At 40.5% G+C, this 13,231-nt stretch carries 15 protein-coding genes; 14 read left to right on the top strand and 1 reads right to left on the bottom strand.

All coding sequences use genetic code 11. The features are described 5' to 3' along the window. The coding region (locus tag AAV90_RS15165; protein WP_207642033.1) for a helix-turn-helix domain-containing protein at window positions 1-210 on the bottom strand (210 nt) is incomplete at its 3' end. A gap of 162 nt (window positions 211-372) precedes the next feature. Between AAV90_RS15165 and AAV90_RS15290 the strand changes: the two genes are divergently transcribed. From AAV90_RS15290 to AAV90_RS11390, 14 genes are all read left to right on the top strand, one after another. Further along, on the top strand, window positions 373-537 hold the full coding sequence (locus AAV90_RS15290) for a hypothetical protein (protein WP_207642063.1): 165 nt from the start codon (window positions 373-375) through the stop codon (window positions 535-537). Then, the gene (locus AAV90_RS11450) at window positions 524-718 is read left to right on the top strand and encodes a DNA modification system-associated small protein (protein WP_046499212.1); all 195 of its coding nucleotides are present in this window, start codon (window positions 524-526) and stop codon (window positions 716-718) included. The genes AAV90_RS15290 and AAV90_RS11450 overlap by 14 nt, the downstream gene beginning before the upstream one ends. Window positions 719-742: 24 nt before the next feature. Then, on the top strand, window positions 743-2,746 hold the full coding sequence (locus AAV90_RS11445) for an AAA family ATPase (protein ID WP_046499211.1): 2,004 nt from the start codon (window positions 743-745) through the stop codon (window positions 2,744-2,746). Beyond that, entirely contained in the window at window positions 2,746-3,105 is a 360-nt protein-coding gene (locus tag AAV90_RS11440) for a hypothetical protein (protein WP_046499209.1), read from the top strand. Before AAV90_RS11445 ends, AAV90_RS11440 begins: the two co-directional genes overlap by 1 nt. Window positions 3,106-3,188: 83 nt before the next feature. After that, complete coding sequence (locus tag AAV90_RS11435) at window positions 3,189-3,563, top strand: helix-turn-helix domain-containing protein (RefSeq protein ID WP_242847553.1); 375 nt, start codon at window positions 3,189-3,191, stop codon at window positions 3,561-3,563. Between the two features lie 6 nt (window positions 3,564-3,569). Further along, complete coding sequence (locus tag AAV90_RS11430; RefSeq protein ID WP_046499207.1) at window positions 3,570-4,304, top strand: ImmA/IrrE family metallo-endopeptidase; 735 nt, start codon at window positions 3,570-3,572, stop codon at window positions 4,302-4,304. Between the two features lie 170 nt (window positions 4,305-4,474). Beyond that, window positions 4,475-4,819: a hypothetical protein gene (locus AAV90_RS11425; RefSeq protein ID WP_046499205.1), complete on the top strand. Its 345-nt coding sequence runs from the start codon at window positions 4,475-4,477 to the stop codon at window positions 4,817-4,819. Beyond that, complete coding sequence (locus AAV90_RS11420; RefSeq protein WP_076982651.1) at window positions 4,816-6,141, top strand: DEAD/DEAH box helicase; 1,326 nt, start codon at window positions 4,816-4,818, stop codon at window positions 6,139-6,141. Before AAV90_RS11425 ends, AAV90_RS11420 begins: the two co-directional genes overlap by 4 nt. A 5-nt stretch (window positions 6,142-6,146) precedes the next feature. After that, complete coding sequence (locus tag AAV90_RS11415; protein ID WP_046499202.1) at window positions 6,147-6,560, top strand: gp33 family protein; 414 nt, start codon at window positions 6,147-6,149, stop codon at window positions 6,558-6,560. 107 nt (window positions 6,561-6,667) lie between these two features. Then, on the top strand, window positions 6,668-7,420 hold the full coding sequence (locus tag AAV90_RS11410) for a hypothetical protein (RefSeq protein ID WP_046499199.1): 753 nt from the start codon (window positions 6,668-6,670) through the stop codon (window positions 7,418-7,420). A gap of 57 nt (window positions 7,421-7,477) precedes the next feature. Then, on the top strand, window positions 7,478-9,400 hold the full coding sequence (locus AAV90_RS11405) for a bifunctional 3'-5' exonuclease/DNA polymerase (protein ID WP_046499198.1): 1,923 nt from the start codon (window positions 7,478-7,480) through the stop codon (window positions 9,398-9,400). 4 nt (window positions 9,401-9,404) lie between these two features. Beyond that, a complete protein-coding gene (locus AAV90_RS11400) occupies window positions 9,405-10,226 on the top strand; it encodes a phage antirepressor (protein ID WP_028306839.1) in 822 nt (273 codons plus the stop codon). Between the two features lie 15 nt (window positions 10,227-10,241). Beyond that, entirely contained in the window at window positions 10,242-10,667 is a 426-nt protein-coding gene (locus tag AAV90_RS11395) for a DUF7768 domain-containing protein (protein WP_028992625.1), read from the top strand. Beyond that, window positions 10,664-13,219, top strand: a complete 2,556-nt coding sequence (locus AAV90_RS11390) for a phage NrS-1 polymerase family protein (RefSeq protein WP_046499192.1) — start codon at window positions 10,664-10,666, stop codon at window positions 13,217-13,219. The genes AAV90_RS11395 and AAV90_RS11390 overlap by 4 nt, the downstream gene beginning before the upstream one ends. The last annotated feature ends 12 nt before the right edge of the window (window positions 13,220-13,231 follow it).

The raw sequence follows: 13,231 nt of genomic DNA, 5'->3' as shown, positions 1-13,231 counted from the left end.
CTCCAGGAACTGTTCCATTTCCTCGGGAGTCATGTCCAGGTATTTATACACTGTTGTTCGGGATAGATCCAAACGCCGGGATATCTGACTTATGTTAAAATGTTTGGCTTTTAGGTCCTGGATATCTAAATACATATTCCACCCTTCTGCTACGTTCATTTCTTCCTCCTCTGCTATGATCAAAGCTGTTTTTATTTCCAGCTCAATCATAGCCTTTTTGGAGGATTGTGGTAAATACTGTTCATTCTTATTTGTTGTTTTCTGTCCAATTTAGTTTAGCGGTTACAGCGTATACTTAGACGGGCTCAGAACAAGCATTTTGCCTATTTACATGATGCGATTGTTATTCCCAATACTGTAGATCCTGAAAATATGAGACAGTTGTCGATAATTGAATCAGAACTTGCAAGAGCAATTCAGTTTGGACAATGGGCTGAGAACCCAGCTTGTATTACAAAGCTTAGAACAATAGCTATTGATCATGGTATTGATATTGTTGAAAGTATGAATGGAGGTTATGAGGATGACGAAAAGTAGCAATTTAAATGAATTGCGTAATGCCTTAGAGAAAATAAGGCAAGAAAATTACCCTGAGATACCTCAAGAGTTAATAGAAGAACTTTTAACAATTGAGTATGAAAACCAAGATGACAGGGTGGAAGCTGCAAAAAAGGTATTAAAAGCTATTGACGAGTATCTTGCTGAAACAGAATTATAAGTTTTCTTTTTGGAGGGATAGAAGATGCTAAGGTTTTTAAGTTTAACAGTAGAAGACTTTGGCCCATATAAGAGTCGGCAAACTATTGATTTTACATCTGATGACGGAGTAACAATAATATGGGGGAATAATGGTCGGGGTAAGACAACGCTGCTTAATGCTTTTAGATATGCCTTGTTTGGAAAAGTGTATGGTCGCAATACCAAGATACAACATTCATTACAAAAGATTAGTAACTGGGAAAGCTTTGATGAAGGCAAATATGGCTTTAAGGTAATATTGAAAATGGATAGTGACGGTGTTGTTTATGAACTAACTAGACAGTATACTGTCAGACCGGGTGTTTCTATTCCGTTATCAGATAACGATTATAAAGAAGACGTATTTCTTAAGAGGGGAACAACAATTGTTTCTCCTGAAGAAAGAGATCACATCTTAAAAAGTATTATGCCAGAGCAGGTGTCGCGTTTTTTCTTGTTTGACGGTGAATTATTAGGTGAATATGAGGAATTACTTAATGATGAGAATTCAATCGGTCATAAGATAAAAGAATCGATTGAGAGAATTCTAGGAGTTCCAGTGCTAATAAATGGTTTTACTGATACAAAAGCAGCACTGAAAGAATATCAGAATCGTTTATCAAAGGCAGCACAGAAAGATCAGAATACCCAGATTATAGGTTCACTATTAGAAGCAAAGCAAGCTGAACTAAAGAGTCATGAGGATGACTGTATTTCTTTAAAAAAGCGGTTAGAAGAACTGCAAAATGAAAAACAAAAAATCGAAGATGAAATGAAACGAACAGAAAGAACTCGTGAATTACTGAATCAGCAAAAAAGACTAAAGGAAGCCATTGAGAAGAAAGAAGAGGCAAAAAAAGCTAAGCTTCAAGAAATGAAATCATTAACCAAAAAAGCATGGCAAGGGATGCTGGGCACTCGAATTAATGATTTGATGGTTCAGTTAGATGGGGAAATTGCTGAACTCGAGACCAAAAAGACAAAATATGTAATTTCACAACAGATCGTTGATGAACTGAAAAAAGGAATCAATACAGGGCGGTGTCCTGTATGTGATCAGACACTTGATATTTCACTTATTAATAGGCTGAACGATAAAATTAATAATCCTAGTACAGCATTTGGTAGCTTGACTGCCGAAGAAGAGAACAAGTTAATTGAATTGCAGGGTAGAAAAGCACAATTAAAAAAACTTAATGCCAGTGACTTAAAAGCACAAATAAAAAGTATTGAAGATAGTATAGCCGATTTAACGGTTGAAATCAGTGACGCGGAACAGGAACTTGATGCTATTGTTAAACAATTAAGTGGAGTCGAGGACACTGCTAGAGCTAGTTCAGTTACTAACGATTTTGCAAAATGTATACAAAAAATTTCTGTTGTAGAGGAAGGAATTAAAAAAGAGGAGGAAATCATTACAAAAACCATTAATGAGATCAGAGGTCTTGAAGAAAAGCTGAAGAAGCAAGCCGGCAGCGGAGAACTAGCTAAGGCAGAAAAGAGGAAAGAGTTTTGTGAGAAAATAAAAGACATTTTTGAAAAGGGTGTCGATCTTTATAGAGATAGCCTTAAACAGAAAGTTGAGAGAGATGCTTCAAATATTTTTGTTAATATTTCTAATGAACCTGATTATAGTGGCTTGAAAATAAATGAAAATTATGGGTTATATATAGCACATAAAAGTGGCCGAATAATAGAAATTAGATCTTCAGGGTATGAACATATTGTAGCTTTATCATTAATTGGTGCACTCCATAAAAATGCTCCTTTGCAAGGCCCGGTTATAATGGATTCGCCTTTTGGACGTTTAGATCCAGAACACAAAAGAAAAATTACAGCTTCTTTACCCATACTTTCTGAACAAGTCATACTCTTAGTTTACATAGACGAAATAGATGAGCAGTTGGCAAGAAAAATACTGGGAAGCACGCTAAAACATGAATATGAACTTTGTAGAATTAGTGCTATGCATACTGAAATTAAAAAAATGATTGGGAGTGATAACTAATGGCAGAAGACAAGGTTAATATTGGTTTAACAAACGAGGCTAACGAAGTAGCCGAAAAAATTGCTGAACTTGACTGTTTTGAGGACAAATTTGATATTGCAAAATTTGCTTTTGCTTATGCAATTAAAAACGAATTAGATAAAAGAATTAGTGAGTTTAACATAGGCGAAGGTCGTGGAGCATCATGGAATGTAGGTACTTTTGATGGAGACAAATACCTTTATAACTTTATTATATCTTTATTTCCTGATATACAGACTCCTTATAGGCAAATCGAGTTGTTAATGAATGCTGGGTTAATTGAATTAGGAAAAATAATTAATGAAAGCGGTTTAAGCGGAATTAGCGAATTTATGTAGAAATTTAAAAAAGGGATTGACAAACAAATATAAAAGCTGTAGAATTAGTGTAAGCATACATGCTTACATGCGGAGGGATAATTATGAGTATGAATAACAATGATACTACTTTTGGTAGTTTCATTGAGACGAGAAGAAAACAAAAGCAAATAAGTATACGAAAAATGGCGGAAATGCTTGGTATTACGCCAGCATATTTGAGTGATATTGAAAAAAACCGTCGTTATGCACCAGATAAAGAAAAACTGTTAGAAATCGCAAGAATACTTATGTTATCAAAAGAAGAAATTGATATTATGTTTGATTTGGCTGGAAAGAGTAAAGGTGAATTGCCGCCAGATATTCCGGAATACATTATGGATAGGGAAATTGTAAAGGTTGCATTAAGAACGGCTAATCAGAACAATGCAACAGATGAGGATTGGAAAGCTTTTATCGAAAGGCTAAAGAGGAAGTGATATATTTTGTTAAGGCTGGTTAAAAATGAAGGATATGATGATTATATTAAATATCCATATTATTCTAAAGAAGACCTCGAAAAGAGAGCACTTGAGATATTGTGCGAATATAATTATGAACTATTAAAAATACCACAACCTATTCCTATAGAGAATATTATTGAAAATCATTATAACCTAATTTTAGATTATCAAAATTTATCTTTGGATGGTAATATCCTGGGCTTGACTACTTTTGAAACAGGTTATATTAAGGTTTATGATAAGAACGCCAAAAAAGCATATCCTTTAGAGGTTAGAAGTGGCACTATTCTAATTGATAATAGTATTGCAGAAGATCAAAAACAAAATGGCCGATATAGATTTACTTGTGCCCACGAGGTATCACATTGGGATTTGCATAAGAATATATATTTTAATCAGAATGCATACCGGGAAGAAATTAATGCTGTAAAGTGTTTAAAACGTGATGTTGAAAAATCATTTAGTAATAATAAAAGAAAAACTCCGAAAGAATGGCTTGAATGGCAGGCAGATTTTCTGGGGGCATCAATATTAATGCCATTGCCTACAGTTAAAGAGTATTATAAAATTCAATATAAAAACATAGTGTCTAAGATCAAAAGGGATGATGCTGATTATCCATTTGCAATTAATGCTGTTATCAAGGCATTAGCAGATTTTTTTGATGTTTCAGAACAGGCTATGTCTATCAGATTAAAAAGTTTGGGCTTGATATAATAACTCTACAAAAAAGAAGTCATTTTGATTACAAATCAAATGACAATTTTTTTAGTCTTAATGTAAGCTAAAAAGCATACAAGCGGGTAAGCGTATATTAGATCGCTGTAATAAATATAGAATCTGTAAAATGCATTCATTTACATACTGCAACATGGAGGTAATTGAGAATGCATGCACTTTATGAGAATGGTATGATCACTATTTATAATTCCTATTTATATCGGGAAGTCATAAAAGAAATTCAGGGGCGATACTGGGATCCAGTGCGCAAAGTTTGGATTGTACCCTTCAATGCAGAAAGTGTATCGACTCTTAGAATAATCGGATGTGAGTTCAAGGGGGCGCTTATTGATATGGTTTCAAGTCTTATAGAGAATAATGACAAACTAGAATTGCCAGTTGAAGCCATAGAACCAATGCCTATCAAAGTGAAGCCTTATCAGCACCAGGTACAGGCATATAACTTTATAGGAAATCTCTTAGGTTTCTTTACTGCAGGTGGTTCTACATGATTAGTGTTAGTGGGGCAGCGCTTCTAATGGAAATGGGGACGGGCAAAACCCTTACCACAATCGCTTTACTTGGCAGGGCGTTTCTAAACGGTCTTATACGTCGGGCGCTTATAGTAGCACCGCTGTCGGTAGCAAATGTCTGGGCAGAAGAATTTGAGAAGTTTGCAGCCTTCGACTATGTGCTGGCAGTACTGGAGGGAGACAGCGGCAAAAAGGCTGATACCCTAAGACACATGACAGGAACAGGGCTGCAGGTGGTGGTGCTGAATTATGAAAGCACCTGGCGGCTTGAGGAGGAACTGAAGAAATGGAAACCGGACGTAATAGTTTGTGACGAATCCAGCCGTATCAAAAACCCCAACGCCAAGCAGTCGAAGGCCCTGCACCGGTTGGCAAAACAGGCAAAATATAGGCTGATTCTCACTGGAACGCCAATCCAGAACAATCCACTAGACTTCTTCAGCCAGTACAAGGTGCTGGATGAGAGCATTTTTGGCCCAAGCTATTATGCTTTTCGTTCAAGGTATGCCACAATGGGCGGCTATGGAAAGCATCAAATTGTTGGATATAAAAATTTACAAGAATTGGTTCAGAAGGCCCACTCTGTAGCTTACCGGGTGACTAAGGAAGAAGCGCTGGACTTGCCAGAAATGGTAGATGAAGTAAGGTATGTGACCCTTGACCCGCAGGGCATGAAAATCTATGAAAGCTTGGAAACTTCATCATATGCAGAACTGCTAAAAGGTGAGGTGGTTGTTAGAAACATCCTTACACAGTTGCTTCGCCTGCAGCAGGTAACAGGCGGCTTTATTCGCGATGATAAGGGTGGTCCGGTGCAGCAGGTATCAAAGGCAAAACTAATGGCTCTTGAGGAAATCATCGATGATGTGTTGGGTGAAGGTAAAAAACTGGTAATTTTTGCGAGATTTGTACCTGAAATTGATGCTATATCTAAACTGCTTGCGGAAAAGGGTATTAAGCACTCAGTGATATCGGGAGAGATAAAAAACCGGTCAGAGCAGGTGCAGCAGTTTCAAGAAAACCCGGAAGTTAAGGTGTTTGTGGGTCAAATACAAACAACAGGACTTGGATTAACACTCACAGCAGCCAATACAGCAATTTTTTACAGCATGGACTTCAACTATGCAAACTATTCTCAGGCTCGGGCCCGCATCCACAGAATCGGACAACGCAACACTTGTACATATATTCATTTAGTAGCTAAGGACACAATTGATGAAAAAGTCTTAAAAACTCTACAGCGTAAGGAAGATGTTGCCAAGTTACTAGTCGATAACTGGCATACTTTCTTCAGGAGGTAAGATATATGCAAAACGATATGTTTGAACTGGCTGACAGGCTAAAAAGCCTTAAAGAAAGCAAAAAGGAAGCAGAAGATGCACTCAAGGTCATCAATGCTGAGATTGAGCAGGTGGAACTTAAGCTGGTGGCGATGATGGTAAATGAAGAGACACAATCCTTCAACAGATCGGGGACTACATTTTATCTAACTACCAAAATATATGCATCAGCGATAGGGGCTAGCAAGGAACAGCTGTATGAAGCATTGAGGCAAAACGGATATAGTTCATTGATCTATGAAACAGTCAATGCAAACTCTCTGTCGGCATTTGTTAAAGAACAGATTGCCGAGAATGGAGACGAGATTCCCGACTGGTTGAAAGGCCTTGTGAATGTCTTCGAAAAGACAACAGTAACTATGCGAAAAGCGGCAAGGTAAATAGTTTCATTGCGCAATGCTCAAGGAATAACGGTTCTAAGATCAAAGTTTCAAAGAACAATGATATAGATTACATTTCAAATTCATATTTACGGAGGTATAAAAGCATGAAAAACAATGAACTCGTAACTATTAACGAAAATACAGGTTTTCTTCAGCTCGCTGATTTCAATCTTGACGAGGCAATGGCATCAGAACTTGACGGTCTTGACATGACTTTTGAACGCATAAAAATCCCGTCCGCAGGCAGCACAGTATTTGAAGTGCCTGGTGAGAATCCCGGAGAACCTGATACTGTCAAAGAATTCTCAGCGGTAATTCTTTATCATCATCCACTTTATGCATACTACAAGGACAAGTATACCGGAGGCAGTAACCCACCGGATTGCGGAAGCTTTGATGGTATAACCGGCGAAGGAGACCCCGGGGGAAGCTGTGCCAAATGCCCATATAATCAGTTCGGTTCGGGGGAAAACGGCAGCAAAGCTTGCAAGAACCGCCGCAGGATATATGTACTGCGTGAAGGGGAGATTTTCCCGTTGATACTCTCATTGCCAACAGGATCGTTGAAAGAGTTTTCCCGCTACATCAAAAGGCTGCTTTCTAAAGGTAAAAAATCGAACAGCGTAGTTACCCGCTTTTCATTGAAAAAGGCGACCAATTCAAGCGGTATCACCTATTCACAGGCTCAGTTTGCTGTAGATCGGAATCTGACCGCTGACGAATATGCGTTGATATCCAAGCTTTCCGAGCAGGTCAAAGCATTCAGTACCCGAGTCGGCCATGACACTGAACCTGCCGGTGAAGAGGTAATAAATGTAGACCCTGAATCAGGTGAAATTACTGAGCCGCTTAAGTGATCAAAGGCCCTATCGGAGAGTAACTTCTATCTCCGATAGGGCGGAAAGGAGAACCGCATGGGATACAAATGTGTTTATATGCTGTCTGAAATACAAGAGTATCTGAAAAACACTGTCCTATTTGCTTTCGACTTTGAAACGTCACCCCGCGATAAATGGAGGAACGATAAAAGTGCAGCTCTGGATGCTCATAAAGCAGATATTACAGGAATCAGTTTTTCAGTATCAGAAGGGACTGCTATATATGTTCCACTTAAACATCGTAGCGGGCGAAATGCAGAGAACCAGGCGGCAATATGGGATTATCTGAAATTACTATTCGAATCAAAAGATGTAATAAAAGTTGCTCATAATCTGGCTTTTGAGTCTATGTTCCTTTACGCAAGAGGTATCGTCCTTCAAAAGCCTTGCTATGACACGATTGCAGCATCACAACTTACATTAAAAAGCAAGTGGGAGTTCAGAAGTCTTGCTGACAGCGGACTTAAAACGCTTGCGCCTGCACTCTGCAAAGCAGAAATGACAGAATTCTCAACGGTTACTAAAGGTCGGTTTTTCGATGAATTGAACCCTCAGGATGAGAAGACTGTCCGCTACGCTTGTGCTGACAGCGACTACACTCTTCGCTTGTATCATGTTTTCAATCAGTGGTTTGATAGATTTTTACCCAAACACAGAACTATTGTGGAAGAGGTAGAATCGCCTACATCAGTATATGTCGGGATAATGAAGTATAACGGCATATTGGTGGATAAGTCAGCCATGCTGAAGAAACAAGCGGAAGCCGCAGAAAAGATTGTCAGTATCAGAAAAGAGATTGCCGGAATTATCGGCAATGTAGAGATTGGGGCAAATGCTTCAACTTCAGCATTTAAAAAATATCTTTTTGTGGATCTCGGTCTTCCGGTAATGAAAACGACCGCAAAACATCAGGAAGCTGCCGATGATGAAACCATGATCCTATTAAAAGGATGGTGTGAATCCAACAGGCCTGAACTTGCTCGCTTATTTGAACTGGTGCAGGAATACCGCAAGTGGGGAAAACTCAAATCCACCTATATAGACGGGTATCTTCGATTTATTGATGAGGATACCGGCAGGATTCATCCGGACCTTATACCATTGGGGACAGAGACAGGCAGATTTGCGTCAAGAAACCCGAATATGCAGAATTGTCCGCAGAAAGACAATGACCCAATAGGCGTACGGAAATTTATCATTGCACCGGAAGGAAAGGCTATTTTATCCCTTGACTTTTCACAGATAGAACTGCGCGTCGGAGCGTTTTATTGCAGGGACAAACGTATGCTGGAAACCTATCGTACTGGCGGTGATATCCATGCTCAGACCACTTCTGTTATTTACCGCATTCCTTTTGAGGAGGCAGCAGACAAAAATGCTCCACATTATAAAGAGCGTAGGACCATTGCAAAGAACTGCAATTTCGGTGTGTTCTATGGCCTGTTTCCTACTGGCTTACAGAGAACACTTAAATTTAAAGCTGGGCTGAACCCAACTTTGTCCGAATGTGAGACCATCATTCAAAACTTGAAATCCGGATACCCCGGTCTTGCCAAATGGCAGGATGAGGTAAAAAAGCGGGCTGCTGTAAGCTGCTATTCAGAAACATGGCTGGGCAGGCGAAGATACTTGCTGGGAATTCGGTCATCAGATTGGGGCAAGAAGTCGTTTGCCGAGCGGTGCGCATTAAATACACCTATTCAAGGTACAGCGGCAGATATTCTAAAGCTTGCCTGTGGGCGCATCATCAGTGGACTTCCCGAAAGGCCTTGGCTGAAACCTATGCTGCAGATACATGACGAGCTGGTTTTTGAATTACCGGAAGACAAGGTGGACGAAGCAGTTGTTTTTATAAAAGAGTGTATGGAAACACAACCCTTCCCTGAATTTGATGTACCTATTGTGGCAGAGGCTTCGGTAGGAAGAAATTTTGGAGAAATGAAAGAAATGGAGGATTGATATTATGACTAATTTACAGGTTTTTAAGAATACAGAATTTGGAGAACTTAAAGTACTCGTTATTGATGGAAAGGAATACTTTCCTGCAACGGATTGTGCAAGGATGCTAGGATATAGTAACCCTCGTGATGCGATACAACGCCATTGCAAACCAGACGGGGTCGTGAAACACGACGGGGTCACCTTAACTACAAATCAATATGGTGTCTCGACTGAACAGCATGTTGAACGGACTTATATTACAGAGGGAAATCTATATCGTCTCATTATACGTAGCAAACTTCCTGCTGCTGAACGCTTTGAAAGATGGGTCTTTGATGAAGTGCTGCCCACGATCAGAAAATATGGAGTTTATGCTACAGATAAAGTTATCGAAGAGATGATTTCCAATCCGGAGTATGGCATCAGGATTTTCTCCGAACTAAAGGCAGAACGCGACAGACGGAAAGCTTTGGAAATAGAAAATGCAAAGAATAAACAGATTATCAGCGAGTTAAAGCCCAAGGCGAGTTATTATGATCTTATATTGCAAAATAAAAGCCTTGTGCCGATCAGCAAGATTGCCAAGGATTACGGAATGTCTGGCCGCGCTTTCAATAAGCTGCTTCATGAGCTTGGAGTACAGTACAAAATGGGAAACTGCTGGCTTTTATATCAGGAGTACGCCGATCAAGGATACACGCAGTCCAAGACTCATGCTATTGATGCAGAAAGAAGCGTAATGCACACATATTGGACACAAAAAGGAAGGCTATTTATCTATGACCTTCTTAAAAACAAGAAAGGTATATTGCCTGTAATCGAACGTGAACAAAAAAGCGCATAGGCAGGGGGTAATACCATGAGTATCAGCAAGTTTAACGCGGAAGGATATTACGACCCAACACCTTATGAAGCATTGCTTAGGATTGAGCGAGAGGCCAGGAAAGCGCCTTACAGACCGATGGTATTTATCTGCAGCCCATATGCTGGTGATATAGAACGTAATATCCGTAAGGCTCAGGGGTACTGCCGCTTTGCAGTGAGCAGGAATTGCATACCTATTGCTCCGCACCTCTTGTTTCCGCAGTTTATGGACGACGATGATGAACAAATGCGAAATCTGGGCTTGTTCTTTGGCATGGTATTGATGTCAAAGTGCTCAGAAGTGTGGGTATTTGGCAGAAAAATTACTAAAGGGATGTCCATTGAGATTGAAAAGGCAAAGCAGCGCAGCATTCCGATCCGGTATTTTAATGAACGATGCGAGGAGGTGCGGTGTAAATGAGCATCTCATTCCCTAAAGAATTGGCAAACCGGAAGCAATGGATCTGCTGGCGTCTGGAACCAAACACAAAGGACGGAAAAGACAGTAAAATTCCTTATAACCCCTTAACTGGTAGAAAAGCCTCAAGCACTAACCCAAACGACTGGTCGACGCTTGACGATGCGATTGCGGCAAAAGAACAATACCTCTATACCGGATTAGGTTTTGTATTCGCAAAAAGCGGAGGTTTAGTGGGGATAGACATAGATCACTGCCGCGACAAAAACACTGGGGAATTAAGCGATACCGCCAAGGATATCCTTGAGCGGTTTCCGTCCTATACGGAAATCAGCCCTTCAGGAACTGGGCTTCATATTTTCTATAAAGGGGAGATGCCTGCTAAGGGCAATAAAAACACTAAAACCGGAGTTGAAATGTATGCCCACAGCAGATACTTCACAATGACTGGCGAGCGACTGCCAGGGACTCCTGATTACATTACTGAAGATAACGGGGCACTGGCCTGGATACATGAGAATTATATCAAAAGTAAAAAGCGGGGAGGAAAAAGCAAGAAAGACAGTAAGGTGGTTAAGCTAGAGCCGCTTACAGATGAAGAAATTCTGGAGAAAGCCCGGACAGCCGAAAACCATAAGGAATTTGATCTGCTATGGGAAGGAAAATGGCAGGAAGCAGGGTATCCGAGCCAGTCCGAAGCCGACCTTGCTCTTTGCTGTATGCTGGCTTTCTGGTCAGGCAAAAACAAAGAGCAGATGGACAGGCTGTTTAGAAATTCCAGGTTATTCCGGGAAAAGTGGGATACGGTACATCATGCAAGTGGAGCAACATATGGGCAGGAGACACTGGATAAGGCCATTGAAGTCACAGAGAACGTATACAGCCGCGAAAGCGAGTCAGTTATCTTTGAACATGAGGGCAGGTATTACCGCACCAGAGGCGAAAGTGTGTATCCTATAACAAACTTTATCATTCAACCGGTGGAGATGATTGTATCAGAAGATGAAACGCAGATGACTGCTGATCTTATTACAATTCGTGATGAAATATACCGCCAGACATTTATGACTACCGACTTCAATAACATCCAAAAATTTAAAAATATCTTGAACCGCCGGACGATATCCTTAGGCTATTTTGGCTCAGAAGGAGATTTGGAACTGCTGAAAGGTTATATATCCGAAATGGAGTGGGTAAGGAAAACAGGGGTCAAGGCTCTTGGGATTTATGAGCATGGCGGGCGGATGGTATATGTTTCAACGGATGGTGCCATTGAAGCCGGAGGCAACATTGTTGAAGATATCGTGCAGCTTGATAAGTATAAAAGCATAACAACCGATATCCTAATCTTTGAACCATTGACAAAGGAACAGCTTATTATGCTTGGTGAATGGCTCCTCAGCTATAACGAGCCCATAAAAACGGTATCAGTAATGGCCTGGGTGGCCGGGTGCTTTATCAAACCGCATCTAAAAAAATCAGGCATCAAGTTTCCTCATTTATTGCTTGTCGGAGAACAAGGCAGCGGAAAAAGTAATACATTGGAGCGGGTTATTCTGCCGGTATTTTCGTGCAGTAAAATCCGCGCGGCTACACAGGTTACTGCATTTACGCTGATGAAGGAATCTGCATCATCGAATCTGATACCACAGTTGATGGATGAGTTTAAGCCTTCAAAGATAGATAAGTTAAGGCTAAATGCCTTATACAACCATCTTCGAGATGCATATGACGGCCATGAAGGTGTCCGCGGTAGGGCGGATCAAAGTGCTGTTACTTATGAACTGTTGGCACCTATTATTGTAGCTGGTGAGGAATCGCCGGATGAAGCGGCCATCAGAGAACGGAGCATAGAATTGCTATTCAGCAAGAAGGACTTAAAACCAGCCAGCCATAGACAAGCATTTTATAAGCTGTGTGCAAAAGCGGATCTGCTTGGCAGCTTCGGTCGGAGCCTGCTGGATATAGCACTCAGAGTATCGGTTGCTGAGGCAGAGAAGTGGTATGAGGAAGCAAAGTCAGAGATATCTGATGAGTTTCCATCTCGTATCGTCAATAATCTCGCCTGTTGCTATGCCGGATTGAGCCTAGTAAACAAACTGTGTGAATTCCTTAATGTAACGTGGGCTGAAGTATTTCCCATTAACAAAGGGGCATGTATTCGATATCTTCAAAACGGTGTGCAGGAGTACTTGCTGGATGGCGGCAGCAATAACAAGACCATTGTAGAACAGACGTTGGAAATCATGGCCCGGATGAAACTGGCTCCGAATCAAGACTACACTTTTGATAAAGATGGCAAGGTTATCGGGATTCGTTTCTGTGATGTATATGACCGCTATACCAAGTACAGACGCGATTATGCAATCACAGGTGAATGTCTTCCATATAACCAGTTTCTGAAGCAATTGAGGCAAAGTGACTTTTTTATAGAGAGCAATAAAACGATGCGTTTCGGGAATGAAACAAAAAAAGCGTGGGCTCTTGATTTCTCAATACTGAAAGAGCGATGCGATGTGAGCGGCTTTGAAATCACAGATATTGAGCCTCTTTAGTATTGAAAAAGG

This window comes from Syntrophomonas zehnderi OL-4, assembly GCF_000983115.1.
GTDB lineage: Bacteria > Bacillota > Syntrophomonadia > Syntrophomonadales > Syntrophomonadaceae > Syntrophomonas_B > Syntrophomonas_B zehnderi.
The sequence above is the reverse complement of the archived record's forward strand: the minus strand, read 5'-3'. Positions and strand labels throughout refer to the sequence as shown.

What these genes read in the sequence shown, in the direction of transcription:
- AAV90_RS15290 (WP_207642063.1), top strand. Translation starts at nt 373, where the DNA reads ATGAGACAGTTGTCGATAATTGAATCAGAACTTGCAAGAGCAATTCAG.
- AAV90_RS11450 (WP_046499212.1), top strand. Translation starts at nt 524, where the DNA reads ATGACGAAAAGTAGCAATTTAAATGAATTGCGTAATGCCTTAGAGAAA.
- AAV90_RS11445 (WP_046499211.1), top strand. Translation starts at nt 743, where the DNA reads ATGCTAAGGTTTTTAAGTTTAACAGTAGAAGACTTTGGCCCATATAAG.
- AAV90_RS11440 (WP_046499209.1), top strand. Translation starts at nt 2,746, where the DNA reads ATGGCAGAAGACAAGGTTAATATTGGTTTAACAAACGAGGCTAACGAA.
- AAV90_RS11435 (WP_242847553.1), top strand. Translation starts at nt 3,189, where the DNA reads ATGAGTATGAATAACAATGATACTACTTTTGGTAGTTTCATTGAGACG.
- AAV90_RS11425 (WP_046499205.1), top strand. Translation starts at nt 4,475, where the DNA reads ATGCATGCACTTTATGAGAATGGTATGATCACTATTTATAATTCCTAT.
- AAV90_RS11420 (WP_076982651.1), top strand. Translation starts at nt 4,816, where the DNA reads ATGATTAGTGTTAGTGGGGCAGCGCTTCTAATGGAAATGGGGACGGGC.
- AAV90_RS11415 (WP_046499202.1), top strand. Translation starts at nt 6,147, where the DNA reads ATGCAAAACGATATGTTTGAACTGGCTGACAGGCTAAAAAGCCTTAAA.
- AAV90_RS11410 (WP_046499199.1), top strand. Translation starts at nt 6,668, where the DNA reads ATGAAAAACAATGAACTCGTAACTATTAACGAAAATACAGGTTTTCTT.
- AAV90_RS11405 (WP_046499198.1), top strand. Translation starts at nt 7,478, where the DNA reads ATGGGATACAAATGTGTTTATATGCTGTCTGAAATACAAGAGTATCTG.
- AAV90_RS11400 (WP_028306839.1), top strand. Translation starts at nt 9,405, where the DNA reads ATGACTAATTTACAGGTTTTTAAGAATACAGAATTTGGAGAACTTAAA.
- AAV90_RS11395 (WP_028992625.1), top strand. Translation starts at nt 10,242, where the DNA reads ATGAGTATCAGCAAGTTTAACGCGGAAGGATATTACGACCCAACACCT.
- AAV90_RS11390 (WP_046499192.1), top strand. Translation starts at nt 10,664, where the DNA reads ATGAGCATCTCATTCCCTAAAGAATTGGCAAACCGGAAGCAATGGATC.